The organism is Klebsiella sp. H-Nf2 (assembly GCF_002806645.1).
In the GTDB taxonomy this organism is placed as follows: domain Bacteria; phylum Pseudomonadota; class Gammaproteobacteria; order Enterobacterales; family Enterobacteriaceae; genus Klebsiella; species Klebsiella variicola.
In genome coordinates, this window is record NZ_PIBL01000006.1 from 123,515 (window position 1) to 148,144 (window position 24,630).

General features: G+C 58.1%; 26 protein-coding genes. 12 read left to right on the plus strand and 14 right to left on the minus strand.

The genetic code is table 11. The features are described 5' to 3' along the window. Window positions 1-5 precede the first annotated feature (5 nt). From CWM58_RS16180 to CWM58_RS16190, 3 genes are all read left to right on the plus strand, one after another. Window positions 6-1,367 (plus strand): MFS transporter, encoded by a 1,362-nt coding sequence (locus CWM58_RS16180; protein WP_100681337.1) that lies wholly within the window; start codon window positions 6-8, stop codon window positions 1,365-1,367. A 334-nt stretch (window positions 1,368-1,701) separates the two neighbouring features. Beyond that, the gene (locus tag CWM58_RS16185; RefSeq protein WP_008805388.1) at window positions 1,702-2,880 is read left to right on the plus strand and encodes a Gfo/Idh/MocA family protein; all 1,179 of its coding nucleotides are present in this window, start codon (window positions 1,702-1,704) and stop codon (window positions 2,878-2,880) included. 159 nt (window positions 2,881-3,039) lie between these two features. After that, window positions 3,040-4,404: an MFS transporter gene (locus CWM58_RS16190; RefSeq protein ID WP_100681338.1), complete on the plus strand. Its 1,365-nt coding sequence runs from the start codon at window positions 3,040-3,042 to the stop codon at window positions 4,402-4,404. Window positions 4,405-4,447: 43 nt separating this feature from the next. On the opposite strand, the gene CWM58_RS16195 is transcribed toward CWM58_RS16190, so the two are convergent. Next, the gene (locus CWM58_RS16195) at window positions 4,448-4,939 is read right to left on the minus strand and encodes a YajQ family cyclic di-GMP-binding protein (protein ID WP_061155568.1); all 492 of its coding nucleotides are present in this window, start codon (window positions 4,937-4,939) and stop codon (window positions 4,448-4,450) included. Window positions 4,940-5,156: 217 nt separating this feature from the next. Between CWM58_RS16195 and panE the strand changes: the two genes are divergently transcribed. Genes panE through CWM58_RS16210 form a run of 3 tightly spaced genes read left to right on the plus strand, consistent with a single transcriptional unit; the run spans window position 5,157 to window position 7,152 of the window. Further along, on the plus strand, window positions 5,157-6,068 hold the full coding sequence (panE, locus tag CWM58_RS16200) for a 2-dehydropantoate 2-reductase (RefSeq protein WP_061155569.1): 912 nt from the start codon (window positions 5,157-5,159) through the stop codon (window positions 6,066-6,068). Next, on the plus strand, window positions 6,031-6,624 hold the full coding sequence (gene yajL / locus CWM58_RS16205) for a protein deglycase YajL (protein WP_100681339.1): 594 nt from the start codon (window positions 6,031-6,033) through the stop codon (window positions 6,622-6,624). The genes panE and yajL overlap by 38 nt, the downstream gene beginning before the upstream one ends. 51 nt (window positions 6,625-6,675) lie before the next feature. Then, complete coding sequence (locus CWM58_RS16210; protein ID WP_100681340.1) at window positions 6,676-7,152, plus strand: SRPBCC family protein; 477 nt, start codon at window positions 6,676-6,678, stop codon at window positions 7,150-7,152. A gap of 70 nt (window positions 7,153-7,222) precedes the next feature. Here CWM58_RS16210 and thiI read toward each other — a convergent pair whose 3' ends face one another. Next, window positions 7,223-8,671 (minus strand): tRNA uracil 4-sulfurtransferase ThiI, encoded by a 1,449-nt coding sequence (thiI, locus tag CWM58_RS16215; protein ID WP_061155572.1) that lies wholly within the window; start codon window positions 8,669-8,671, stop codon window positions 7,223-7,225. Between the two features lie 181 nt (window positions 8,672-8,852). Between thiI and xseB the strand changes: the two genes are divergently transcribed. The 4 genes from xseB to CWM58_RS16235 are packed head-to-tail and all read left to right on the plus strand — an operon-like array spanning window position 8,853 to window position 12,911. Beyond that, window positions 8,853-9,095, plus strand: a complete 243-nt coding sequence (gene xseB, locus CWM58_RS16220) for an exodeoxyribonuclease VII small subunit (RefSeq protein WP_002891398.1) — start codon at window positions 8,853-8,855, stop codon at window positions 9,093-9,095. A 1-nt stretch (window position 9,096) separates the two neighbouring features. After that, a complete protein-coding gene (ispA, locus tag CWM58_RS16225) occupies window positions 9,097-9,996 on the plus strand; it encodes a (2E,6E)-farnesyl diphosphate synthase (protein ID WP_061155573.1) in 900 nt (299 codons plus the stop codon). 18 nt (window positions 9,997-10,014) lie between these two features. Beyond that, the gene (gene dxs / locus CWM58_RS16230; RefSeq protein ID WP_061155574.1) at window positions 10,015-11,877 is read left to right on the plus strand and encodes a 1-deoxy-D-xylulose-5-phosphate synthase; all 1,863 of its coding nucleotides are present in this window, start codon (window positions 10,015-10,017) and stop codon (window positions 11,875-11,877) included. A 59-nt stretch (window positions 11,878-11,936) separates the two neighbouring features. Continuing rightward, window positions 11,937-12,911, plus strand: a complete 975-nt coding sequence (locus CWM58_RS16235) for an aldo/keto reductase (RefSeq protein WP_100681341.1) — start codon at window positions 11,937-11,939, stop codon at window positions 12,909-12,911. 45 nt (window positions 12,912-12,956) lie between these two features. Here CWM58_RS16235 and pgpA read toward each other — a convergent pair whose 3' ends face one another. The 6 genes from pgpA to nrdR all read right to left on the minus strand — a co-directional run bounded on the left by pgpA (window position 12,957) and on the right by nrdR (window position 17,051). Then, window positions 12,957-13,460, minus strand: a complete 504-nt coding sequence (gene pgpA, locus CWM58_RS16240) for a phosphatidylglycerophosphatase A (RefSeq protein ID WP_100681342.1) — start codon at window positions 13,458-13,460, stop codon at window positions 12,957-12,959. Then, complete coding sequence (thiL, locus tag CWM58_RS16245) at window positions 13,453-14,424, minus strand: thiamine-phosphate kinase (protein WP_100631427.1); 972 nt, start codon at window positions 14,422-14,424, stop codon at window positions 13,453-13,455. Before thiL ends, pgpA begins: the two co-directional genes overlap by 8 nt. Before the next feature lie 73 nt (window positions 14,425-14,497). Further along, entirely contained in the window at window positions 14,498-14,917 is a 420-nt protein-coding gene (gene nusB / locus CWM58_RS16250; protein WP_008805376.1) for a transcription antitermination factor NusB, read from the minus strand. Window positions 14,918-14,936: 19 nt separating this feature from the next. Continuing rightward, complete coding sequence (gene ribE / locus CWM58_RS16255; RefSeq protein ID WP_046476205.1) at window positions 14,937-15,407, minus strand: 6,7-dimethyl-8-ribityllumazine synthase; 471 nt, start codon at window positions 15,405-15,407, stop codon at window positions 14,937-14,939. Window positions 15,408-15,494: 87 nt separating this feature from the next. Continuing rightward, window positions 15,495-16,598 (minus strand): bifunctional diaminohydroxyphosphoribosylaminopyrimidine deaminase/5-amino-6-(5-phosphoribosylamino)uracil reductase RibD, encoded by a 1,104-nt coding sequence (gene ribD, locus CWM58_RS16260; protein ID WP_016160372.1) that lies wholly within the window; start codon window positions 16,596-16,598, stop codon window positions 15,495-15,497. 3 nt (window positions 16,599-16,601) lie between these two features. Continuing rightward, complete coding sequence (nrdR, locus tag CWM58_RS16265; protein WP_002890417.1) at window positions 16,602-17,051, minus strand: transcriptional regulator NrdR; 450 nt, start codon at window positions 17,049-17,051, stop codon at window positions 16,602-16,604. Window positions 17,052-17,198: 147 nt separating this feature from the next. On the opposite strand from nrdR, the gene CWM58_RS16270 reads away from it, so the two are divergent. Both CWM58_RS16270 and CWM58_RS16275 read left to right on the plus strand, forming a co-directional pair. Continuing rightward, window positions 17,199-17,738 (plus strand): DUF3251 domain-containing protein, encoded by a 540-nt coding sequence (locus tag CWM58_RS16270; protein ID WP_061155578.1) that lies wholly within the window; start codon window positions 17,199-17,201, stop codon window positions 17,736-17,738. A 301-nt stretch (window positions 17,739-18,039) separates the two neighbouring features. Next, window positions 18,040-18,924, plus strand: a complete 885-nt coding sequence (locus CWM58_RS16275; protein ID WP_061155579.1) for a nucleoside-specific channel-forming protein Tsx — start codon at window positions 18,040-18,042, stop codon at window positions 18,922-18,924. 42 nt (window positions 18,925-18,966) lie between these two features. Here CWM58_RS16275 and CWM58_RS16280 read toward each other — a convergent pair whose 3' ends face one another. The 6 genes from CWM58_RS16280 to tgt all read right to left on the minus strand — a co-directional run bounded on the left by CWM58_RS16280 (window position 18,967) and on the right by tgt (window position 24,528). Beyond that, on the minus strand, window positions 18,967-19,662 hold the full coding sequence (locus CWM58_RS16280; RefSeq protein ID WP_008805373.1) for a helix-turn-helix transcriptional regulator: 696 nt from the start codon (window positions 19,660-19,662) through the stop codon (window positions 18,967-18,969). Window positions 19,663-19,686: 24 nt separating this feature from the next. Continuing rightward, the gene (locus CWM58_RS16285; protein WP_016160371.1) at window positions 19,687-20,052 is read right to left on the minus strand and encodes a VOC family protein; all 366 of its coding nucleotides are present in this window, start codon (window positions 20,050-20,052) and stop codon (window positions 19,687-19,689) included. A 137-nt stretch (window positions 20,053-20,189) separates the two neighbouring features. Then, window positions 20,190-21,161 carry a protein translocase subunit SecF gene (gene secF / locus CWM58_RS16290; RefSeq protein ID WP_002890403.1) on the minus strand — a complete coding sequence of 324 codons (972 nt, stop codon included), beginning with the start codon at window positions 21,159-21,161 and terminating at the stop codon, window positions 20,190-20,192. A gap of 10 nt (window positions 21,162-21,171) precedes the next feature. Beyond that, entirely contained in the window at window positions 21,172-23,019 is a 1,848-nt protein-coding gene (secD, locus tag CWM58_RS16295) for a protein translocase subunit SecD (RefSeq protein ID WP_074386752.1), read from the minus strand. A gap of 26 nt (window positions 23,020-23,045) precedes the next feature. Then, window positions 23,046-23,378 carry a preprotein translocase subunit YajC gene (yajC, locus tag CWM58_RS16300; RefSeq protein ID WP_002890398.1) on the minus strand — a complete coding sequence of 111 codons (333 nt, stop codon included), beginning with the start codon at window positions 23,376-23,378 and terminating at the stop codon, window positions 23,046-23,048. Between the two features lie 22 nt (window positions 23,379-23,400). Beyond that, window positions 23,401-24,528, minus strand: coding sequence for a tRNA guanosine(34) transglycosylase Tgt (gene tgt / locus CWM58_RS16305; protein ID WP_032732595.1), 1,128 nt, complete (start codon window positions 24,526-24,528; stop codon window positions 23,401-23,403). Window positions 24,529-24,630: the final 102 nt, after the last annotated feature.

Sequence of the window (24,630 nt, forward strand, 5' to 3'; positions counted from 1 at the left end):
ACGCTATGACACAGACTCAACGCCTGGATGTCAGAGAGTTAATTAACCGTAACCCGCTGAGCCGCTTTCAAAAGCAGATCATTTTTCTCGGTTTTTGCGTTATCGCTCTTGATGGTTTTGATATCGCGATCATGGGGTTTATCGCCCCGACGCTAAAGCTGGAATGGGGAGTCAGCAACCACCAGTTGGGCCTGGTGATCAGCGCCGCGCTGATCGGCCTCGCGCTGGGGGCGATTTTCTCTGGCCCGCTCGCCGACTGGCTGGGGCGCAAGAAAATCATTATCAATAGCGTCTTTTTCTTCGGCTTCTGGACCATCGCCACCGCCTTCTCGCACAACATTGAGCAGATGATGTTCTTCCGCTTTATGACCGGACTCGGGCTGGGCGCCGCGATGCCGAACATCGGGACGCTGGTGTCGGAGTACGCCCCGGAACGCCAGCGTTCATTTATTATTACCGTCATCTTTTGCGGCTTCACCTTCGGTGCGGCGGCAGGAGGATTCTCGGCATCGTGGCTGATCCCGCAGTTTGGCTGGCACTCGCTGATGGCGCTCGGCGGCATTCTGCCGCTGCTGTTTGCCCCCCTGCTTATCTGGCGGTTGCCGGAGTCAGTTCGTTTTCTGGTGATCAAACAAGCGCCAGCGGCGCGCATCCGCGCCATTCTTAACCGTCTCTATCCCGGACAAATCAGCGACAACGTGACGTTTATCCTGCCGGCGCAGCCGGCGGCCGGCAACGCGATGCGTATTGTGCTCTCCCGCCAGTACGGCTTCGGCTCACTGATGCTATGGCTGGTCTACTTTATGGGGCTGTTCCTGGTCTATATCCTCGGTAGCTGGCTGCCAACGCTGGTTAAAGAGGTGGGAATGACCGTTAGCCAGGCGGCCATCATGACAGCGATCTACCAGGCGGGCGGCACCCTCGGCTCGCTGTTTGCCGGCTGGCTGATGGACAGGATCAACCCCCATCGCGCGCTGGGGATGATCTACGCCGTTGGCGGCCTGTTCACCATGGCGATGGGCTACGCCGCGGGCAGCTTTGCCCTGCTCTGTATGCTGGCGTTTATCAGCGGCGCCTGCCTGAATGGCGCCAATACCGGCATGAACGCGCTCTCCGCCCGCTACTATCCTACGCAGGCGCGAGCGACGGGATCCAGCTGGATGCATGGCGTCGGGCGCATCGGCGCCATTCTCAGCGCCTTTGCCGGCGCCGAGATGATGGCGCTCAACCTGCCCTTTGAAAGCGTCTTTTTGATCCTCGGTATTCCGGCAGCCCTCACCGTCGCAGGCCTGGCGGCGAAAGGCATCTTTGCGGCCGGTAGCCCCGCCGCCGCTTCACCTGCCCCTGCGTCTGCGCGCGGAGCGTAATGCTGTATTCTCCCTCCGGTGCAATCTGCGGATTGCACCGGGCTCAGCGGCTAAAAGAAGAAAATTTATTTCATATTTATCCAAAACGAAAAACCACCCACAACAACCTGGTCTGCCACGGGGGCGATAATCCCTCACTCACCTTTTCAATGAAGCCCAAAAGAAACTTTCGTTAATTCGATCCCCCTCGCATATATGGAAAATAAATTCCATATGGCAATTTAAACAGAACAAATATTTCCTTAAGTTTAAGTCAGTCTATCCGGATGCGCGTTGCCGCAGGCGTCGGCATTGAGCGCCTCAGAGTGTGAATGATTTCAAAAAGGAGAGCACCATGTTAAACGGCCTGAAACCCTTATCCCGCTCCCTGCGTTGGGGCATGGTCGGCGGCGGGGGCACCAGTCAGATCGGCTACAGCCACCGCTGTGCAGCGCTGCGTGACAATGTTTATACCCTGCTGGCCGGCGCGCTTGACGTCGATGCCGAACGCGGGCGCGCGTTCGGTGAGCAACTGGGCATCGCGCCGGAGCGCTGCTACGCCGACTACCAGACCCTGTTTCGTGAAGAGGCGCAGCGCCCTGACGGGATCGAGGTTGTCTCGGTCACCACCCCGAACAATACCCATTTCGCTATCACCAAAGCGGCACTGGAAGCGGGCCTCCACGTCATCTGTGAAAAGCCCCTCTGCTTTAGCGCCGAAGAAGCACGCGAGCTGGTGGACCTGAGCAAAAAACAGAACAAAATCGTCGGCGTCACCTACGGCTATGCTGGCTATCAGATGATCCAGCAGGCGCGGCAGATGATTGCCGATGGGCTGCTCGGCGAGATCCGCATCGTTAATATGCAGTTCGCTCACGGCTTTCATAACCAGGCCGTCGAGCTGCAGGCAGAATCCACCCGCTGGCGCGTGACGCCGAAGTTTGCCGGGCCCAGCTATGTGCTGGGCGATCTGGCCACCCATCCGCTGTTTGTCGCCGAAACCATGGCGCCGCAGCTTAATATCAAACGGCTGATGTGCTCCCGCCAGAGCTTTGTCCCCTCCCGCGCGCCGCTGGAAGATAACGCCTTTGTCCTGATGGAATATGACAACGGCGCGGTTGGCTCGATGTGGACCAGCGCCGTCAACAGCGGCGCCATGCACTCGCAAAAAGTGCGTATCGTCGGCGAAAAAGCGAGTATCGAATGGTGGGATGAGCATCCTAACCAGCTCAGTTATGAGGTGCAGGGCGAGCCGGCGCGGATTCTGGAGCGCGGGATGCCCTACCTGTCGCCGAACGCGCTGGCGGATGACCGCATCGGCGGCGGCCATCCGGAAGGGCTGTTCGAAGCCTGGGCCAACCTCTATCGCCGCTATGCGCAGGCGATTGACGCCACGGACCGTGACGATCGCGCCTTCCTGCAAGACTTCTGGTATCCGGACGTCGAAGCCGGGCTGCACGGCGTCTATTGGGTCGAACAGTGCGTCAAATCGGCTGACGCTGGCAGCCAGTGGGTTGACTTTACTTTACCTTAATTTTCCCCCTCGCCAGTGGAGTCCCCCTCCACTGGTTTATTGATTTTTACCAACTTGTCTCATCGCGCAACAGCCCCGTAATATCTGTTAAACAAACATTTATTTACGCTTCTTACCCCCCGCCGCTACACTAGGCGCAGTTTTTATATTGAGGTGGTAATGAACGATAACAAAATGACGCCAGGGGAACTGCGCGCGACCTGGGGTTTGGGGACGGTATTCTCCCTGCGCATGCTTGGCATGTTTATGGTCCTGCCGGTTCTGACCACGTATGGCATGGCGTTGCAGGGCGCCAGTGAAGCGCTGATTGGCCTGGCGATCGGTATCTACGGCCTGGCGCAGGCGGTTTTCCAAATCCCCTTCGGACTGTTATCTGACCGTATTGGCCGTAAGCCGCTGATCGTCGGCGGCCTGCTCATCTTTGTACTCGGCAGCGTCATCGCCGCGCTCACCGACTCTATCTGGGGCATCATTCTTGGCCGCGCCCTGCAGGGCTCCGGCGCTATCGCCGCCGCGGTCATGGCTTTGCTATCCGATCTCACTCGCGAACAGAACCGCACCAAAGCGATGGCCTTTATCGGCGTCAGCTTTGGCGTCACCTTCGCCATCGCCATGGTGCTGGGGCCGATTGTCACCCACCAGCTGGGTCTGCACGCGCTGTTCTGGATGATCGCCATTCTGGCGACCATCGGCATCCTGCTCACCCTGTGGGTGGTGCCCAACAGCCATAACCACGTGCTCAACCGCGAATCCGGGATGGTGAAGGGCTGCTTTAGCAAAGTACTGGTGGAACCACGCCTGCTGAAGCTCAACTTTGGCATCATGTGCCTGCACATCATGCTGATGTCGACCTTTGTCGCGCTGCCCGGCCAACTGGAGGCTGCTGGCTTTCCGGCCGCCGAGCACTGGAAGATTTACCTGGTCACCATGGTTATCTCGTTCATCTCGGTGGTGCCGTTTATCATCTATGCCGAAGTGAAGCGCAAAATGAAGCGCGTCTTCCTGCTCTGCGTCGCCATCCTGCTGATTGCGGAAATTGTCCTCTGGGGCGCTGGAGGCTACTTCTGGGAACTGGTGGCGGGCGTCCAGCTCTTCTTCCTGGCCTTTAACCTGCTGGAAGCGCTGCTGCCATCGTTAATTAGCAAGGAGTCGCCGGCGGGCTATAAAGGCACCGCAATGGGCGTCTACTCCACCAGCCAGTTCCTCGGCGTGGCGATTGGCGGCGCGCTTGGCGGCTGGGTCGATGGTTTCTTTGATTCGCAAACCGTGTTCTTGCTGGGCGCCCTGCTGGCAATGCTGTGGCTGCTGGTGGCCAGTACCATGAGCGAGCCGCCGTACGTCAGCAGCCTGCGGGTGGAGGTGCCGGACGGCGTGGTGGTCGACAGCGCGCTACAGACGCGTCTGCTGAACGCCAACGGGGTTCATCAGGCGCTGGTGGTGCCTGAGGAGCGCTCGGTGTATATCAAAATCGACAGCAAGGTCACCAACCGCTTCGAGATAGAGCAGCTCATCAAAGGGGTATAAAAAAAGCGGGGAAATCCCCGCTTTTTGCTGTCTGTCCGCCGCGTTAGTCGCGGAAGTTTTTGAACTGGAACGGCTGCCCCAGATCGCCACCGCGCACCAGCGCCATCACCGACTGCAGATCGTCGCGGGACTTACCGGTCACGCGGATCTCTTCGCCCTGAATCTGCGCCTGCACTTTCAGCTTGCTGTCTTTGATCAGTTTGACGAGCTTCTTCTGTACTGCGCTTTCAATGCCCTGCTTCAGCTTCGCTTCAACAAACCAGGTTTTACCGCTGTGCACGATATCTTCCGGCACGTCGAGGGAGGTGCCTTCAATGCCGCGCTTGAGCAGCTTGGCGCGCAGGATATCCAGCAGCTGGTTCACCTGGAAGTCAGACTCACTCAGTACTTTTATGGTTTTGTTGGCGTCGTTTAATTCAAAAGTGGCTTCAACGCCACGAAAATCAAAACGCGATTCGACTTCGCGGCTCGCGTTGTCCACCGCGTTACGGGCTTCCTGAAGATCAACTTCAGAGACAATATCGAAAGATGGCATCTTTTCCTCTCCTTCCGTTTCTTTTGCGTTGCATAATACCTGCAACGCGGCATAACTCAACTTGTTATCCCGGAAGCTTAGCTGATTACGCAACGCTCGCGCTATTTCCCCGTGCTGCCCGACGACGCCGAATCCCCCTTTCCGTCCGACAATGCGAAAAGCGACGAGATATACTTTAGCCATCAGCGCCTGGGGTAGCGGCAGATGAGGAGGAACAATGAAAGTAACCGTACTGGGATGCGGTGCACTGGGACAACTATGGCTGACCGCGTTGTGCAAACAGGGACATGAAGTCCAGGGCTGGCTACGCGTACCGCAGCCATTCTGTAGCGTCAATGTCATTGAAACCGACGGCTCGGTGTTCAACGAGTCGCTGACGGCCAACGACCCCGATTTTCTCGCCAGCAGCGAGCTGCTGATCGTCACCTTAAAGGCCTGGCAGGTGTCGAATGCAGTGAAGCACCTGGCCGGGATCCTGCCGGTCACCACGCCAATTGTGCTGGTGCATAACGGCATGGGCACCGTCGAGGAGCTGCGCGGCGTGAAACAGCCTTTGCTGCTGGCCTCCACCACCCAGGCAGCGCGTCGCGACGGGAACGTGATCATCCACGTCGCCCAGGGCACCACCCATATCGGTCCGGCGAAAAGCTACGAGGAGGACTACAGCTATCTCGCGGAAGTCCTGCAAAGCGTACTGCCGGATGTCGCCTGGCACAACCATATCTACTCGGCCACCTGGCGCAAGCTGGCGGTGAACTGCGTCATTAATCCCCTGACCGCCCTCAAAGGGTGTAAAAACGGCGATCTGCGCCACTCTCCGCAGGAGGTTGCCGCCATTTGTCAGGAAGTGGCGGCGGTGATGGAGCGCGAAGGTATTCATACCTCGGCGGAAAACCTGCTATTTTATGTCTGGCAGGTCGTTGAAAGTACAGCAGAAAACATCTCATCCATGCTGCAGGACATTCGCGCCCAGCGGCACACGGAGATCGACTACATCACCGGTTTTCTGCTCAACCGCGCCCGCGCCCACGGCGTTGCCGTACCGGAAAACGCCCGCTTATTTGAACTGATCAAGCGTAAGGAGAATGAATATGAGCGCGTCGGCACTGATTTGCCTCGCCCCTGGTAGCGAAGAGACCGAAGCGGTCACCACCATCGACCTGCTGGTCCGCGGCGGAGTGAAAGTGACCACCGCCAGCGTCGCCAGCGACGGCGGCCTGACCATCGTCTGCTCGCGCGGCGTCAAACTGCTGGCGGATGCGCCGCTGGTCGAGGTGGCCGATGGTGATTTCGATATCATCATCCTCCCGGGCGGTATCAAGGGCGCAGAGTGCTTCCGCGACAGCCCGTTGCTGGTGGAAACCGTCCGACAGTTCCATCTCTCTGGCCGCATTGTGGCCGCCATCTGTGCCGCTCCGGCGACTGTGCTGGTGCCCCATCAGCTATTCCCGATCGGTAACATGACCGGTTTTCCGGCGCTGAAGGAGCATATCCCCGCCGACCAGTGGCAGGATAAACGGGTGGTCTGGGATCCACGGGTGAATCTGTTAACCAGCCAGGGGCCGGGGACATCGATTGATTTCGCTCTGAAAATGATTGACCTGTTGGTGGGTCGCGAGAAAGCGTATGAAGTCGCCTCACAGCTGGTGATGGCCGCCGGCATCTATAATTACTACGAAGCCTGATAGCTGGTCCGCGCCGCGGACTGGTTCCCCTTTTTCCTGAGGAGTCGTAGCATGTCCCGTAGCGCAACCGATTCTCGCGATCTTGTCATCAGCCGCCTGCTCAGCGCGCCAGCCTCTGCCCTGTGGCGCGCGTGGGCCGACCCGGCATTACTCAAAACCTGGTGGTGCCCGAAGCCCTGGTATACTGAGGTTCTGGCCTTTGATTTTCGCTCTGGCGGGGCTTTTCACACCGTGATGCACGGCCCTGACGGTGAACGCAGCGATAACCCTGGCTGTTTTCTTGAGGTCATCCCGCAACAAAAAATCGTCATGACCTCGATGCTGACGGCGGATTATCGTCCTGCCGTGTCCCCTTTTGCCATGACGACCATCATCACCTTTGCCGACGAAAAAGACGGATGTCGCTATACGGCCACGGTGCTGCATGCGGATGATGAAACTCGCGAGCAGCATGAGCAGATGGGATTTTTTGAGGGCTGGAATATCGTCATCGATCAGCTGAATGACCTGGCGATGACCCTGCGCTAATGCGCTGACCCGGAGATGACAAAAAGGCCTTCCATCGGGGAAGGCCTTTTTCAATATGGATGGCAACCCGTTACGGGCGATAAACTTTCACGTTGCTAAAGCCCTGCTCGCGCAGATAGAGCGCCTGCAGACGGCTCATCACCCCGCGCTCGCACCACAGCAGCCAGGTTTTGCTCTGATCGAGATCGCCAAATTTGGTGCTCAGCTTGTAGAACGGCAGCGAAACGACCTCAACGCCCTCGACCTTCAGCGGCTTGTCTTCCTGCTCGTCAATGGAGCGAATGTCGAGGATCGCGTCGTTGGCGCCAAAGCCGGTCACGGTTTCCACTTCAACCACAGAGGCTTCCGTCTGCTGGGCGATATCGCGAATGTCGATATTGCTCGCCTCTTCCACCACTTTATCGAGGATGCTGAAATCGAAGTGTTCTTCTTCCGCTTCAATCTTCGCCTTCACCGCCTTCACGGTCGGGCTCTTCGAGATCACGCCGCAGTATTCCGGCATGGTGCGGGCGAAATCTTCCGTACCGATCTCACGCGCCAGGTCGATGATGTGCTCTTTATCATGTGAAATCAGCGGGCGCAGGATCAGAGTATCGGAGACATTGTCGATCAGGCGCAGGTTAGTGAGGGTCTGACTGGAGACCTGACCGAGCGCTTCGCCGGTGACCAGCGCCTGCACGCCGTAGCGTTCCGCGACTTTTGACGCGGCGCGGACCATCATACGTTTGAGCACGACGCCCATCTGGCCGTCGTCCACTTTTTCAAGGATTTCGCCGACCACGGGCTCAAAGTTAATCGCCACAAAGCGAACGCGGTGCGAGCTGCCGAAGCGGTTCCACAGGTAATGTGCGACCTGGCGGACGCCAATCTCATGGGCGGCGCCGCCAAGGTTAAAGAAGCAGTAGTGCACGCGGCAGCCGCGGCGCATCAGCATATAGCTGGAAACGCCGGAGTCAAAGCCGCCGGAAATCAGCGACAGCACATCTTCCTGGGTGCCGATCGGGAAGCCGCCGATGCCTTCATAGCGGCCTTTCACCAGCAGCAGGCGATCGTTTTCAATCTCGAGATTGACGGTGACGTCCGGGTCGGTCAGCTTCACGCGCGCCGTTTCAATATGCTGATTCAGACCGCCGCCGACGTAGCGTTCCACCTCAATTGAGGTGAATTCATGTTTACCGCGACGCTTCACACGCACGCAGAAGGTTTTGCCTTCCAACGCCTCGCGCCACAGCGGCAGCGTCTTTTCAAAAATATCGTGCAGCGAGGTGAACGGTACGTCTTCGACTTCCAGAATATGGTGGATGCCGGGGATACGGGTCAACGCATCGCGAATAGCCGGGCGCTGATTTTCATCTTTCGCGCGAACTTCGATATGATCCCAATGACGGACGACGGCCAGCGTCTCGTCATAGTTTTTGAGAACGTTACGAATGTTCCCGGTTAAGATTTTAATGAAGCGCAACCGCACAGATTGGCTTTTGATGGTGATTTCCGGGAACAATTTAATGATAAACTTCATAGCGACAATAGTTCGTTGGCAAGCCCGACAGGGCTATAAGCAAAAGTAGTAAAGCAGCGCACACCGGTGCCTGCATCCTGGGCGCGGAGTATATCACCATTGCGCGTTATTTGCTTACACGCGTGACTTCGTTACCATACCCGGTATTGCCGTCGCGACATAACAAGAGTCTACATTCACTATGCCAAAGAAAAATGAGGCCCCGGCCAGCTTTGAAACTGCTCTGGGCGAACTGGAGCAGATCGTTAACCGTCTGGAAAGCGGCGATTTGCCGTTAGAGGAAGCGCTAAGCGAATTTGAACGCGGCGTACAGCTGGCGCGCCAGGGGCAAAGTCAGTTGCAGAAAGCCGAACAGCGCGTGCAGATCCTGCTGGCGGATAGTGAAGATTCCCCGACCACGCCTTTTACGCCGGACGCTGAATAAAATGGATTTCCCGCAACAATTGCAGGCCTGTGTGGAACAGGCTAATGGGGCATTGCGCCGTTTTATCGCGCCGCAGCCCTTTCAGAACACTCCGCTGGTGGAAGCGATGCATTATGGCGCACTCTTAGGGGGTAAACGCCTGCGCCCCTTCCTTGTCTATGCCACCGGCGCGATGTTCGGCGTCAGCCGCACCACGCTCGATGCCCCCGCCGCTGCGGTCGAATGTATTCATGCTTATTCCCTGATGCATGATGATTTGCCGGCGATGGATGATGACGATCTGCGTCGCGGACTGCCGACCTGTCATATTAAATTTGGCGAAGCCAACGCAATTCTCGCGGGAGATGCCCTGCAAACGCTGGCGTTCTCTATACTCAGTGATGCGCCGATGGTCGACGTCTCTGACCGGGACCGGCTGGCGATGGTCTCCGAACTGGCGCAGGCCAGCGGCGTGGCGGGTATGTGCGGCGGCCAAGCGCTGGATCTGCAGGCGGAAGGACAGCAGGTGGATCTGCAGGCGCTGGAGCGTATCCATCGCCACAAAACGGGGGCGTTGATCCGCGCCGCCGTCCGGATGGGGGCGCTGAGTGCCGGCGAACGCGGCCGCGCCGCCCTGCCCGCGCTGGATCGCTATGCGGAAAATATCGGCCTGGCCTTCCAGGTCCAGGATGACATTCTCGACGTGGTAGGGGATACTGCGACCCTTGGCAAACGTCAGGGTGCCGACCAGCAATTGGGTAAAAGCACCTATCCCGCCCTCCTGGGTCTTGAGCAAGCCCGGAAGAAAGCGCACGACCTGATCGCTGATGCCCGCCGGTCGTTAGATGAGCTGGCCGCACAATCTCTGGATACTTCGGCACTGGAAGCGCTCGCGAATTACATTATTCAGCGCGATAAATAAACAATAAATGAGTCTCTGATGAGTTTTGATATTGCCAAATACCCGACCCTGGCGCTGGTAGATTCCACCCAGGAGTTGCGCCTGTTGCCAAAAGAGAGCCTGCCGAAGCTGTGTGATGAGCTGCGGCGCTATCTGCTGGACAGCGTCAGCCGCTCCAGCGGTCACTTTGCCTCTGGCCTCGGCACGGTGGAACTGACCGTGGCGCTGCACTACGTGTATAACACGCCGTTCGATCGCCTGATCTGGGACGTCGGCCACCAGGCCTACCCGCATAAAATTCTGACCGGCCGCCGGGACAAAATCGGCACCATTCGCCAGAAAGGCGGCCTGCATCCCTTCCCGTGGCGCGGTGAAAGCGAGTATGACGTGCTGAGCGTCGGCCACTCCTCCACCTCCATTTCCGCCGGTATCGGGGTGGCTATCGCCGCCGCGAAAGAGGATAAGCAGCGGCGCGCAGTGTGCGTGATTGGCGACGGGGCGATCACCGCCGGCATGGCGTTTGAAGCGATGAACCACGCCGGGGATATCAAACCCGACCTGCTGGTCGTGCTGAATGACAATGAAATGTCGATTTCCGAGAACGTCGGCGCGCTGAACAATCATCTGGCGCAGTTGCTCTCCGGTAAGCTCTACTCCACCCTGCGCGAAGGGGGCAAAAAGGTCTTCTCCGGGGTGCCGCCGATTAAAGAGCTGCTTAAACGAACCGAAGAACATATCAAAGGGATGGTGGTACCGGGGACGCTGTTTGAAGAGCTGGGCTTTAACTACATCGGGCCGGTCGATGGCCACGATGTGCTCGGTCTGGTCAGCACGCTGAAGAACATGCGCGACCTGAAAGGCCCGCAGTTCCTGCATATTATGACCAAAAAGGGCCGCGGCTATGAGCCCGCCGAGAAAGACCCGATCACCTTCCATGCGGTGCCAAAATTCGACCATACCAGCGGCGTACTGCCCAAAAGCAGCGGCGGTCTCCCTTCCTACTCGAAAATCTTCGGCGACTGGCTGTGCGAGACGGCGGCCAAAGACAGCAAGCTGATGGCGATCACCCCGGCGATGCGCGAAGGTTCAGGCATGGTGGAATTTTCGAAGAAATTCCCCGATCAGTACTTTGACGTCGCCATCGCCGAGCAGCATGCGGTCACCTTCGCCGCGGGGCTGGCGATTGGCGACTACAAGCCGGTAGTGGCGATCTACTCCACCTTCCTGCAGCGAGCCTACGATCAGGTGATCCACGATGTGGCTATCCAGAAACTGCCGGTGCTGTTTGCTATCGACCGCGCCGGGATTGTCGGCGCAGACGGCCAGACGCATCAGGGGGCGTTCGATCTCTCCTTCCTGCGCTGTATTCCGGATATGGTGGTGATGACCCCGAGCGATGAAAATGAATGTCGCCAGATGCTGTACACCGGCTACCACTACAGTGACGGCCCCTGCGCCGTGCGCTATCCGCGCGGCAGTGGCACCGGCGCGACGCTGGAGCCGCTGGCATCGCTGCCGATCGGCAAAGGGGTGGTGAAACGCCAGGGCGAGAAGCTGGCGATCCTCAACTTCGGCACCCTGCTGCCGGAAGCCGCGGCGGTAGCGGATAAACTCAACGCTACCCTCGTGGATATGCGCTTTGTGAAGCCGCTGGATACGGCGCTGATCCTGCAGTTGGCCGGCGAACACGACGCGCTGGTGACGCTGGAGGAAAACGCCATCATGGGCGGCGCCGGCAGCGGCGTGAACGAAGTGTTGATGGCCCATCGCCGGGTGGTACCGGTGCTCAATATTGGCCTGCCGGATTGCTTTATTCCTCAGGGCACTCAGGAAGAGATCCGCGCCGACCTTGGCCTCGATGCCGCCGGTATTGAAGCCAAAATCCGCGACTGGCTGGCATAATTGCCCCCCTGCTCCTGCTATGCTTAAGGGATACCCTTGATGAATAGCAGGAGCGCACTATGCACTATGTCCCCCTCGGTGATACTGCCTTACGTGTTTCCCGACTCTGCCTCGGCTGTATGACCTTCGGCGAGCCGGACCGCGGCAGACACGCCTGGACGCTTCCGGAAGAGAGCAGCCGCCCGCTTATCCAGCACGCCATTGAAGGCGGCATCAACTTCTTCGATACCGCAAACAGCTACTCTGACGGCAGCAGTGAAGAGATCGTCGGCCGCGCCCTGCGCGACTTTGCCCGCCGCGACGAGGTGGTTGTCGCCACCAAGGTGTATCACCAGGTCGGCGATCTGGCGGAAGGGCTTTCCCGGGCGCAGATCCTGCGCTCCATCGACGACAGCCTGCGCCGTCTCGGGATGGACTATGTCGACCTGCTGCAGATCCACCGCTGGGACTATACCACCCCGATTGAAGAGACCCTCGAAGCGCTGGACGAGGTGGTGAAGGCCGGCAAAGCGCGCTATATCGGCGCCTCGTCCATGCATGCCCGACAGTTTGCCCAGGCGCTGGCGCTCCAGCAGCAGAACGGCTGGGCGCGCTTCGTCACCATGCAGGATCACTACAATCTGATTTACCGGGAAGAAGAGAATGAGATGCTGCCGCTGTGTCAGCACAACGGCGTGGCGGTGATCCCGTGGAGCCCGCTGGCGCGCGGCAGACTGACCCGCCCCTGGGGAGAGACCACCGCCCGGCTGGTTTCGGATGAGTTCGGCAAAACGCTTTACAGCGCCAGTGAAGAAAACGACGCGCAGATCGCCGGGAATCTCGCGGACGTGGCGGAAGAACTCGACGCCAGCCGCGCCCAGGTCGCCCTCGCCTGGCTGTTAAGCAAACCCGGCGTTGCCGCGCCGATTATCGGTCCATCGCGTCAGGAACAGCTCGACGACCTGCTGCAGGCGGTGGATTTGACGCTTTCTCCGGAACAGATCGACAAGCTGGAGGCGCCGTATCAGCCGCATCCGGTGGTGGGATTTAAGTAACAGGTGTGGTTTCCCCGGCAGCAGGATGCTACCGGGGAGAGACGATTAAAGCAGACCGATGGGCCAGTGATGGCCAAGGACATACAGCACGCCGGCCGAGATCACGCCGGCGACGATATCGTCGACCATAATCCCCATTCCGCCGTGAATATTGCGGTCAAACCAGCGAATCGGCCACGGCTTCCACATATCGAAGATACGGAAAATCACGAAGCCGGCGGCCACCCACTGCCAGTCCAGCGTCGGCAGCGCCATCAGGGTGATCCACATCCCGACAAACTCATCCCAGACAATACTGCCGTGGTCATGAGTGCCCATATCTTTGGCCGTGCGATGGCACAGATAAACCCCAATACAGATGCTCATCATCACCACCAGCGAGTAGAGCTGCCAGGGGAGAAAGGTCATCAGATACCAGAACGGGATCGCCGCCAGCGACCCCATCGTTCCCGGGACCACCGGGCTTAAGCCGCTGCCAAAGCCAGTCGCCAGCAGATGCCACGGGTTACGCATGCTCAGGCGGCGTAGCGCCTCGTCTCGACTACGCAAAGTGATCGTATCCCTTTAAATCAAGCGCGACCGGCTTACCGTCGCGGATAAATTGCAGCCCTTCGCTCTCCGGCGCAATCTGTCCGATACAGGTAAAACGCGCGCCAAGATGGCCGAGCGCCACGTCCAGCGCCCCGCGGTTCAGCTCCGGTACGGTAAAGCACAGTTCGTAATCTTCCCCGCCGGCGAGCGCCCAGCGCAGCGCCTGCTCGGGCTCCACCTGGCGCAGCATCGCGTCGGAATACGGCATGGCATCGAGATCGATACGCGCGCCGCAGCCGCTGGCTTTAAGAACATGGGCCAGATCGGAAATCAGGCCGTCGGAAAGATCGATAGCCGATGTCGCCAGGTCACGCAGCGCCTGGCCCTGCAGCACGCGCGGCATCGGCCGCAGATGACGGGCCAGCAGGTAGTCGGCGTCAGACGGTTCATCCACCGTCAGCCGGTTCTGCAACACGGCCAGGCCGGCGGCGCTGTCTCCCGGAGTGCCGGTGACATAGATCCAGTCCCCTGGCTTCGCGCCAGCGCGTTTCATGGCGCGTCCCGGCGGCACAAAACCGTGGATACCCAGCGTCATGGAGAGCGGGCCACGGGTGGTGTCACCGCCAATCAGCTGCATATCGTAATAGTCCAGCTGGACAAACAGGCTGTCGCTGAAGGCTTCCAGCCAGGTTTCATCCACCTCCGGCAAGGTCAGCGCCAGCGTGAGCCACGCCGGTTCCGCGCCCATCGCCGCGAGGTCGCTCAGGTTCACCGCCAGCGCTTTATAAGCGAGGTCGGCAGGGTCGATATCGGGTAAAAAGTGATTGCCCGCCACCAGGGTGTCGGTGCTGATTGCCAGCGTTTTTTTCTCGGGGATATTCAGGAGCGCGCAGTCATCGCCGATGCCGGTTTCAACATCAAGGCGGGCGCTTTTAACGCGATCAAAATAACGGGCAATCAGGGAAAATTCGCCGCATGCCATACGTTATGCCTCAGCAAAGAAAAAAATAAGGCCGGGTTCGCTGGATGAGATCCTGCAAAGCCCGGCCTGGCGTTTACTTTTTGCGGGGACGAATTACCGGAGCCGCTTTGTCCAGCACGCCGTTGACGAACTTATGGCTATCTTCAGCGCCGAAGGTTTTCGCCAGTTCGATAGCTTCATTGATGGCCACTTTATACGGTACGTCATCACGTTTGGACAGCTCAAACAGCGCGATACGCAGCACCGCTTTTTCCACCTGGCCCAGCTCTTCCAGCTGACGGGACAGGTAGGGCTTCATCAGGCCGTCGAGGTACGCGCTGTTAGTCGCCACTCCGGACAGCAGTTCACGGAAATACAGAACATCAACATCTTTTACGTCCTGTTCCGCCAGGAACTGGTATTCGACATCAGCGATGTCGTTGTGGGACAACTGCCAGGAGTAGAGCGCCTGGACGGCACACTCACGGGCGCGGCGACGAGCAGCAGGTTTCACGGAATTCCCCTTACAAAAATCAGGCCTTGATGGCTTTCAATACGTTAATCATTTCCAGCGCGGTCAGCGCAGCTTCTGCGCCTTTGTTACCGGCTTTGGTGCCAGCGCGCTCGATGGCTTGTTCAATACTTTCAGTGGTCAGAACACCAAAGGCTACCGGGATTTCGCTCTCCTGAGCGACATGCGCCAGGCCATTGCTGGCACCGCCAGCCACATATTCGAAGTGGGCAGTACCGCCGCGAATCACCGTACCCAGCGCGATCACCGCGTCATATTTACCGGTTTTCGCCAGTGCGCCAGCCGCCAGCGGCAGCTCATACGCGCCTGGAACCCAAACAACGGTGATGTTTTCATCTTTTACCTGACCAATGCGTTTCAGGGCGTCAATCGCACCTTCCAGCAGGCTGTCATTGATAAAGTTGTTGAAACGCGCAATGGTGATGGCGACGCGAGCGTCCGGGGTAGCAACGTTAGCTTCAATAATGTTCATACTCTTCCTTCGGGTTCATGTGCCCCGCAAGGGGGGCGGATTTTATCATATTATTCTGAGCGCTGCTTCCTAATAATCAGGAAAGCCTCACGCAGTGGTTAAATGCAGGCAGACATCCGGGCCAACCTGACGTATCTCATTGAATTTGAAATGGGGGGCCTGGCTCAGTTCTTCAAGCCCCGGCAGCGCACATAATCCACGCGCCGCATTGCCTAACAGTTTAGGCGCAATATAGACGATAAGCTCGTCGACAAGGCCAGCCTGCAGCAGCGCCCCGGCGAGCGTCGCTCCCGCCTCCACCCAGACGCTGTTCACCTGCTGTTTGCCGAGCAGCATCATCAGCAGCACCAGATCGAGATGGCCGTTATGTTCCGGCACCAGCAGCGTACGAACGCTTTCCGGCCACTGGCGCTCATCTGCGCGCAGGCGGGCAAACAGCGTTTCTCCTGCCTGCTGCACAATACGGTGCTCAGGCGTGACGCGGTTCTGACTGTCGATGACGACGCGCAGCGGCTGGCGCAAATTCTCTTCGGGATAAAGCGCCTGGGTATCGGCGCTCAGCTCCTGCCAGCGCACGGTCAGCGCCGGATCGTCCGCCAGCACGGTGGCGCTGCTGGTGAGGATCGCATGACTCTGGGCGCGCAGACGCTGCACGTCGCGTCGTGCCTGCGGGGAGGTGATCCACTGGCTTTCACCGCTGGCCATCGCCGTGCGGCCGTCCAGCGAGGCCCCCAGCTTCAGCTGCACCCAGGGAAAACCGGTGCGCATCCGCTTTAGGAAGCCCTTATTCAGCGCTTCCGCTTCGTTCATCATCAGCCCGTGGCTGACGTCAATACCGGCCTGCTGCAAACGATACAGACCGCGCCCCGCCACCTGCGGGTTTGGGTCTTGCATCGCCGCCACCACGCGGCTGACGCCGGCGGCAATCAGCGCATCGCAGCATGGCGGCGTACGGCCATGGTGGCTGCAGGGCTCAAGGGTGACGTAGGCGGTGGCGCCCTGCGCCTTTTCGCCGGCCATTCGGAGCGCGTGCACTTCGGCGTGCGGCTCGCCGGCGCGATAGTGAAAGCCCTCGCCGACGATCTCGCCGTCTTTCACAATGACGCAGCCGACGTTAGGGTTAGGATGGGTGGTAAAGCGACCGCGCGCGGCAAGCTTAAGCGCACGCGCCATGTACATTTCGTCCTGCATGGCTTAGTCCTGTAAACGGGCGATCTCTTCGCCGAATTCTTTGATGTCTTCGAAGCTGCGATAGACGGAAGCGAAGCGAATATAGGCGACTTTATCGAGCTTCTTCAGCTGCTCCATCACCAGATTGCCAATCATTTTGCTGGCCACCTCGCGCTCACCGGTGCCACGCAGATGGGTTTTGATATGGTTGACCGCCATTTCCACGTCATCGGCGCTAACCGGGCGTTTCTCCAGCGCTTTCAGCATCCCGCTACGCAGTTTGTCTTCGTTGAAGGGTTCGCGCACATCGTTACTCTTCACCACCCGGGGCATCACCAGCTCCGCCACTTCGAAGGTAGTAAAGCGTTCGTTACAGACCAGACACTGCCGACGGCGACGCACAGAAGAGCCTTCCCCCACCAGACGAGAGTCGATCACTTTGGTATCCACGGCGAAACAGAAAGGGCAATGCATAGCGCGTCCTGACAGGTAGTTAAACTGAAGGGTAGTTTACCGCGAAGTGACCTGACTACAAAGAAAGAGCTTTTGAGACAAAGGATCTATGGGAGAGGCAGGCGGTTTGGCTACCATTAAGCATCCTCTGCAAACGGAATCCTGACCATGACAAGACGTTACCTGAAACTCGCCATCGTTGGCAGCCTGTTCACCCTGAGCGCCTGCGCCCAGCAAAGCGAAGTCCGCCAGATGCACCAGAGCGTGAGTACGCTGAGCCAGGAGATGACCCAGCTTAATCAGCAAACGATTAAAATCACCCAGCAAAATGCGCTGAACGCGAAATCCACCCGCGGCGTCTATCTGCTGCCGGATGCCAAAACCCCGGCGCGGCTGGAGAGCCAGATCGGCACCCTGCGCATGTCGGTGGGTAGCATTACGCCGGATGGCGACGGGTCACGCCTGACTTTACGCATTCAGGGTGAATCCAACGATCCGCTGCCGGCCTTTACCGCCACCGTCGCCTCCGGGCAGATCACCGGCACCACCCACAGCTATCAGGAAATCAATGTTCAGGATCAGCTGATTAGCGCCCCGGCCAGCATCCTCGCCCCCAGCGATGTGGATATCCCGCTGCGCCTGAACGTGACGCCGGACAAAGTTGGTTTTATTCGCGTCCACGATATCCAGCCAGCAGCCGCACAGTAAGCCTTCACGCCGGGCCAGCCCCTGCCCGGCGACGTCCTGCCCCCGTCGTTTTTATCCACTTACAACTTTTCACAAGAGTTCATTAGAAATCGTTCTGCCCCGCGATTTTCAGTAGCATTTTGTCAAGAAATGCATAGAATCGTGAACGCAATCGATTACGCATGTTCTGGTTATGTGAAACAACACGTATTTTTGTGAGCAATGATTCCTATAATAGACCCCCACAGAAAGACGAAATATTTAGAAACGCTTCGGCACTTCTTTTAACGCCTTCAGGCTCAAATTAAACAGTGGCATTACTATGAAAAAAATATTACTGGCAGCGGGTGCGGTTGTGGCGCTCTCCACTTCTTTTGCTGCGGGCGCGGCAGAAAACGATAAACCACAGTACCTGTCTGACTGGTGGCACCAGAGTGTTAACGTGGTGGGCAGCTATCACACCCGTTTTGGACCGCAGATCCGTAACGATACCTACCTGGAATATGAAGCGTTCGCCAAAAAAGACTGGTTTGATTTCTACGGTTATATCGATGCTCCGGTATTCTTCGGCGGCAACAGCACGGCAAAAGGTATCTGGAACAACGGCTCGCCGCTGTTTATGGAGATCGAACCGCGTTTCTCTATCGATAAGCTGACCAACACCGATCTGAGCTTCGGGCCGTTCAAAGAGTGGTACTTCGCGAACAACTATATCTACGATATGGGCCGCAACGATTCTCAGGAGCAGAGCACCTGGTATATGGGTCTGGGTACCGATATTGATACCGGCCTGCCGATGAGCCTGTCACTGAACGTCTACGCCAAATACCAGTGGCAGAACTACGGCGCGTCCAACGAAAATGAGTGGGACGGCTACCGCTTCAAAGTGAAATACTTCGTGCCGCTGACCGATCTGTGGGGCGGCTCGCTGAGCTACATCGGCTTCACCAACTTCGACTGGGGTTCTGACCTCGGCGATGACAACTTCTACGATCTGAACGGGAAGCACGCGCGCACCAGCAACTCCATCGCCTCCAGCCACATCCTGGCGCTGAACTACGCGCACTGGCACTACTCGGTGGTGGCCCGTTACTTCCATAACGGCGGCCAGTGGGCTGACGATGCCAAGCTGAACTTCGGCGATGGCGATTTCAGCGTCCGCTCGACCGGCTGGGGTGGTTACTTCGTGGTCGGTTACAACTTCTAATTGCTGATTCGGCAACACAGCGCCCGGGCCACCCGGGCGTTTTTATTTCTCCCACACGTCGCACCGCACCTTGCGCAGAAAATCGCTTAATGAGCGATCGGCACACTCGCTAAATCGACGCTCGGTCGCCCTGACCGCCAGACAACGGTCGAGGCGAAAGTTACGATAATCATTACGCAGCTCGCACCAGGCCACCAGCAGCCAGCGCTCCCCCCAGAAAAACAGCCCCAGCGGCAGCACGTCGCGCTCGGTCACCCGGCCAGACTCATCCTGATAGCGCAGCTGTAGCACCTGCTGGCCGGAGACCGCCTGATGAATGACGTCAAAATAGGTTTTGGCATAACGATGGGCGCCGAGATCGGGGGCAAACAGGCGGGTCTGCTCCGCCTGGCGCCGGCGCGCTTCCGGCAGGATCGCCAGCATCTTCTCCTGGGCGGATTCCAGTGATTGCGACAGCGCCTCACCACCCCAGGTTTTCAGCAGCCGAATCGCGGCGATCAGCGCTTCGGATTCTTTGGTGGTCAGCATCAGCGGCGGCAGATCGTAACCCGCCAGCAGGCGATAACCACTCCCCGCCTCGCCCTCCACCGGCACGCCGGAGAGGGAGAGATCGCGAATATCGCGATACACGGTGCGCTCCGACACGCCCAGCCGCTCCGCCAGCAGCGCGGCGGTAGTGAGCCGCCTGCCGCGCAGGATCTGCACAATCTGAAATAAACGGTCGGCGCGTCGGGTCATGTCTCACTTCACAAAACGTTTAGGTTAAGCCGGCTGGTGCAGGCCGACGCGGTTGCCCTCGCTGTCAGTAAACAGCGCGATGGTGCCAATATCATTCGGCAGCGTCAGCGGCCCGAAAACACACGCCCCACCCGCCGAGGCAACGCGGTCCAGCGTGGCGGCAAGATGGTCAGTATGCAGGTAAATAATAGCGCCCTGCGCTGAAGGCGCGATACCCTCAAATTTGGCCAGCGCGCCGCCAGGGGCCGGATCCTGATGCGGGAACACCGCCAGTTCGGCGCAGTCCATGGTTTCGCGACGCAGCGTCACCTGCATCACCGGCTCATAAAACGCGACGGCGCGATCCATATCGGCGACCGGAATTTCAAACCAGTTAATCACGTTATTCATACTTCCTCCTGCTCGTTAGTGAGTTCAGAAGTAGTGTATGGGAGGGCTCCTGACAGCATACTGTCAGCAGGTTTTATCGCGGACAAAAAAAATCCCGGCCACCTGGGCCGGGATTGCTTTATCTCAACTGAACCGTATTACGGCAGAATAGACGGCTGATCCGCCCCTTCTTTCTCGACCTTCTGCTGGATCAGATGCTCACGCTTCATACCCAGTTTCAACGCCAGCGCAGAGGCGACGTAGATAGAAGAAGCCGTACCGATGGAGACACCGATCAGCATGGTCAGCGAGAAGCCTTCCAGAATCGGGCCGCCGAACAGGAACAGCATCAGGATCACCATCAAGGTAGTCCCGGAGGTGATCAAGGTACGGTGCAGCGTCTGGGTCAACGACACGTTAAAGATCTCGTACGGCGTACCGCGGCGGATCTTACGGAAGTTTTCACGGATACGGTCCGATACCACGATACTGTCGTTCAGCGAGTAGCCGATAACCGACATCAACGAGGCCACGATGGTCAGGTCGATTTCGATATGGAACAGCGACAGTACGCCCATGGTGATCACCACATCGTGCGCCAGGGCGATAACCACCCCGGCGGCCAGACGCCATTCGAAGCGGAAGCCGACGTAGATCAGGATACAGACCAGCGCCGCAATCAGCGCCAGGGCGCCGGTTTGCGCGAGGTCCGCGCCGACGCTCGGGCCGACAAACTCAATTCGCTTCACCGCCGCATTCTGACTGGTCGATTCGTTAATCACCGTCACGACCTTGCTGCCCAGCTCCTGGCTGCCGTTGGCGTCATGCACCGGCGGCATACGTACCATGATGTCGCGGCTGCTGCCAAAGTTCTGCACCTGCGGCTCTTCAAAGCCCGCTTTCTGCAGGGAATCGCGCATCTGGTCCAGATCGACCGGCTTCTCAAGGGTAATTTCGATCACCGTACCACCGGTGAAATCGAGCCCCCAGTTAAAGCCGCGGACGCCAATGATGGCAATCGACACAATCAGCAGAAAACCTGAAATGCCGAAGGCCCAGTAGTCCCAGCGCATAAAGTCCCAGACTTTACGGCCGTGGTTCAATTGTTCAACAGTATATTCCTGTGCCACAACGCACTCCTCAGATAGACAGCTTTTTAACGCGCTTGCCGCCGTACAGCAGGTTCACGATGGCACGGGTGCCGACGATAGCGGTAAACATTGAGGTCGCGATACCGATACCGGTGGTAATCGCAAACCCTTTAATGGCACCGGTACCGACGGCGTACAGGATGATCACTTTGATTAGCGTCGTCACGTTGGCATCGAAGATCGAGCTGAACGCGCCGCGATAACCTTCGTCAATCGCCTGCTGAACGGAACGCCCGTTGCTCAGCTCTTCTTTGATACGTTCGTTGATAAGAACGTTAGCATCGACCGCCACCGCAAGGGTTAATACGATACCCGCGATGCCCGGCATGGTCAGCGTCGCCCCCGGGATCAGGGACATAATGCCGACAATCAGCACCAGGTTGGCAATCAGCGCCGAGGTCGCAATCAGACCGAACTTCTTGTAGAAGAAGATCATGAACAGGATAGAGACCACCAGACCGGCCAGACACGCTTCCAGGCCCTGCTTGATGTTCTGCATACCGAGGGTTGGGCCGATAGTCCGCTCTTCGACGATCTGAATCGGCGCAATCAGCGCACCGGCACGCAGCAGCAGCGACAGTTGACGTGCTTCGTTCGGGTTGCTGATACCGGTGATACGGAAGCTGTTACCCAGACGCGACTGGATGTTGGCGATGTTAATCACCTCTTCCTCTTTCGCCAGGATAGCGCGGCCGTTAGCATCTTTCTTACCGCTGTCTTTATACTCCACGAACAGGGTCGCCATCGGCTTGCCGATATTGTCCTTGGTGAAGTTAGACATGATATTACCACCCGCGCTGTCCAGCGAGATGTTGACCTGCGGCTGGTTGTACTCATCCATGCTGGAGGTGGAGTCGGTGATATGGTCACCGGTCAGGATCACCCGCTTGTACAGCACCACCGGCTGACCTTCACGCGTCTCTTTCACTTCCGAGTCGCCCGGCACGCGGCCAGAGGCGGCGGCGGACTGGTCCACGTTGGTATTGACCAGACGGAACTCGAGGGTCGCGGTTGCGCCAAGGATCTCTTTCGCCCGCGCGGTATCCTGGATACCCGGCAGCTCAACCACGATGCGGTCAGCACCCTGACGCTGAACCAGCGGTTCGGCGACGCCCAGTTGGTTCACACGGTTACGCAGAATGTTAATGTTCTGCTGAACCGCGTACTCACGGGCTTCTTTCAGGCGCTCATCGGTCATCACCGCTTTCAGGCTGTTGTCACCCTGAGAGGAAATCACCAGATCGCGATGGCGAGGGCTGAGATAAGAGATAGCCTGGTCGCGCGCCGCGCTGTCGCGGAAGACGATGCTCAGACCGTAGTTGTCTTCCTTGCGCACGGTCGCGTAAGGAATGCCTTTGTCACGCAGTTCGCTGCGCAGGCTGTCGATGTTCTGTTCCTGCAGTTTGCCTAACGCGGTGTCCATGTCGACTTCCATCAGGAAGTGCACGCCGCCGCGCAGATCAAGACCCAGCTTCATTGGCTCGGCATACATCGCCGCCAGCCAGCGTGGGGTTGCCGGAGCAAGGTTTAGCGCCACGACGTATTTGTCACCCAGCACGGTAAGCAGCGCTTCACGCGCACGCAGCTGGGTATCAGTGGTGTCGAAGCGCGCAAGAATAGCGCCCTCTTCCAGTGCCACAGACTTCGCGGTTATTTTTTCTTCTTGTAAAGTTTTCTGGACCTGGATCAGCGTTTGCTCACTGGCGGCGACGCCGCGCGCACCAGTGATTTGAACAGCCGGATCCTCACCATACAGGTTGGGAAGCGCATAGATCAGGCCGACGACAATGACGACGACCAGCATGACGTACTTCCACAAAGGATAACGGTTTAACACGGCAGTTCCCTTTGGGAAAAGTTAGATTACAGCGCCTTCATGGTGCCTTTCGGCAGAACGGCAGCAACGAAGTCACGTTTGATAACCACTTCAGTGGTATCGTTCAGCGCGATAGCAATGTAGCCAGTTTCCGCTACTTTGGTCACGCGACCGACCAGACCGCCGTTGGTCAGCACTTCATCCCCTTTGGCGATGGAGTTCATCAGGTTCTTGTGCTCTTTAGTACGCTTCTGCTGTGGACGCAGGATCATGAAGTAAAAAATCAGACCGAACACCACCAGCATCAGAATCAGAGACATCGGGCTGCCCTGCGCCGGTGCACCCGTTGCCGCTACCGCATCAGAAATAAAAAAGCTCATTGAAATTCCCTCATTATTAAAATTAATCAACGTTCAAAGGAGGCACGGTGCGCCCCTGACGTTGGTAAAAATCGGTCACGAAGCTCTCTAATTTACCCTCTTCGATAGCCTTGCGTAAACCAGCCATTAAACGCTGATAGTAGCGCAGGTTATGAATGGTATTGAGACGCGCGCCCAATATTTCGTTGCAACGGTCGAGGTGATGCAAGTAAGCGCGTGAATAATTGCGACATGTATAGCAATCACACTCGGCGTCCAGCGGTGCGGTATCGCTTTTGTGCTTCGCGTTGCGGATTTTCACCACGCCGTCGGTGACGAACAGGTGGCCGTTACGCGCGTTGCGCGTCGGCATGACGCAGTCGAACATATCGATACCGCGACGTACCCCTTCCACCAGATCTTCCGGCTTCCCGACGCCCATTAGGTATCGCGGCTTATCGGCCGGGATCTGCGGGCAGACGTGCTCCAGAATGCGATGCATGTCTTCCTTCGGCTCACCGACCGCCAAACCGCCGACAGCGTAGCCATCAAAGCCAATCTCTACCAGACCTTTCACCGAGATATCACGTAAATCTTCGTAAACGCTGCCCTGAATGATGCCAAACAGCGCGTTTTTATTGCCGAGGCCATCGAAACGGTCACGGCTGCGCTTGGCCCAGCGCAGAGACATCTCCATCGAGCGCTTGGCGTAATCCCAGTCCGCCGGGTACGGTGTACACTCGTCGAAGATCATCACGATATCGGAGCCGAGATCGTACTGAATCTCCATCGATTTTTCCGGATCGAGGAAAATCGGATCGCCGTTGATCGGGTTGCGGAAGTGGACGCCCTGCTCGGTGATCTTACGAATATCGCCAAGGCTGAATACCTGGAAGCCGCCGGAATCGGTAAGGATAGGTCCTTTCCACTGCATAAAATCGTGCAGATCGCCGTGCAGCTTCATGATCTCCTGACCTGGGCGCAGCCACAGGTGGAAGGTGTTGCCGAGAATAATCTGCGCGCCGGTGGCTTCCACCTCTTCCGGCGTCATCCCTTTGACGGTGCCGTAGGTGCCAACGGGCATAAAGGCCGGTGTTTCCACCACGCCGCGCTCAAACACCAGGCGACCGCGGCGGGCGCGACCGTCGGTGGTATCCAGTTCAAATTTCATGCTTGCTCCTGCGTCAGAAAAACAGTCCGACGTTTTCATACTCGCCACGGAATGATTCCGTGGCTAAAAAATGCGTCATGGCGTCCAAAAAGCCGGCGGGCC

Excerpts from the sequence above, each read along its gene's own strand:
- CWM58_RS16180 (WP_100681337.1), top strand. The coding sequence starts at position 6 with ATGACACAGACTCAACGCCTGGATGTCAGAGAGTTAATTAACCGTAAC.
- CWM58_RS16185 (WP_008805388.1), top strand. The coding sequence starts at position 1,702 with ATGTTAAACGGCCTGAAACCCTTATCCCGCTCCCTGCGTTGGGGCATG.
- CWM58_RS16190 (WP_100681338.1), top strand. The coding sequence starts at position 3,040 with ATGAACGATAACAAAATGACGCCAGGGGAACTGCGCGCGACCTGGGGT.
- CWM58_RS16195 (WP_061155568.1), bottom strand. The coding sequence starts at position 4,939 with ATGCCATCTTTCGATATTGTCTCTGAAGTTGATCTTCAGGAAGCCCGT.
- panE (WP_061155569.1), top strand. The coding sequence starts at position 5,157 with ATGAAAGTAACCGTACTGGGATGCGGTGCACTGGGACAACTATGGCTG.
- yajL (WP_100681339.1), top strand. The coding sequence starts at position 6,031 with ATGAGCGCGTCGGCACTGATTTGCCTCGCCCCTGGTAGCGAAGAGACC.
- CWM58_RS16210 (WP_100681340.1), top strand. The coding sequence starts at position 6,676 with ATGTCCCGTAGCGCAACCGATTCTCGCGATCTTGTCATCAGCCGCCTG.
- thiI (WP_061155572.1), bottom strand. The coding sequence starts at position 8,671 with ATGAAGTTTATCATTAAATTGTTCCCGGAAATCACCATCAAAAGCCAA.
- xseB (WP_002891398.1), top strand. The coding sequence starts at position 8,853 with ATGCCAAAGAAAAATGAGGCCCCGGCCAGCTTTGAAACTGCTCTGGGC.
- ispA (WP_061155573.1), top strand. The coding sequence starts at position 9,097 with ATGGATTTCCCGCAACAATTGCAGGCCTGTGTGGAACAGGCTAATGGG.
- dxs (WP_061155574.1), top strand. The coding sequence starts at position 10,015 with ATGAGTTTTGATATTGCCAAATACCCGACCCTGGCGCTGGTAGATTCC.
- CWM58_RS16235 (WP_100681341.1), top strand. The coding sequence starts at position 11,937 with ATGCACTATGTCCCCCTCGGTGATACTGCCTTACGTGTTTCCCGACTC.
- thiL (WP_100631427.1), bottom strand. The coding sequence starts at position 14,424 with ATGGCATGCGGCGAATTTTCCCTGATTGCCCGTTATTTTGATCGCGTT.
- ribE (WP_046476205.1), bottom strand. The coding sequence starts at position 15,407 with ATGAACATTATTGAAGCTAACGTTGCTACCCCGGACGCTCGCGTCGCC.
- ribD (WP_016160372.1), bottom strand. The coding sequence starts at position 16,598 with ATGCAGGACGAAATGTACATGGCGCGTGCGCTTAAGCTTGCCGCGCGC.
- nrdR (WP_002890417.1), bottom strand. The coding sequence starts at position 17,051 with ATGCATTGCCCTTTCTGTTTCGCCGTGGATACCAAAGTGATCGACTCT.
- CWM58_RS16270 (WP_061155578.1), top strand. The coding sequence starts at position 17,199 with ATGACAAGACGTTACCTGAAACTCGCCATCGTTGGCAGCCTGTTCACC.
- CWM58_RS16275 (WP_061155579.1), top strand. The coding sequence starts at position 18,040 with ATGAAAAAAATATTACTGGCAGCGGGTGCGGTTGTGGCGCTCTCCACT.
- CWM58_RS16280 (WP_008805373.1), bottom strand. The coding sequence starts at position 19,662 with ATGACCCGACGCGCCGACCGTTTATTTCAGATTGTGCAGATCCTGCGC.
- CWM58_RS16285 (WP_016160371.1), bottom strand. The coding sequence starts at position 20,052 with ATGAATAACGTGATTAACTGGTTTGAAATTCCGGTCGCCGATATGGAT.
- yajC (WP_002890398.1), bottom strand. The coding sequence starts at position 23,378 with ATGAGCTTTTTTATTTCTGATGCGGTAGCGGCAACGGGTGCACCGGCG.
- tgt (WP_032732595.1), bottom strand. The coding sequence starts at position 24,528 with ATGAAATTTGAACTGGATACCACCGACGGTCGCGCCCGCCGCGGTCGC.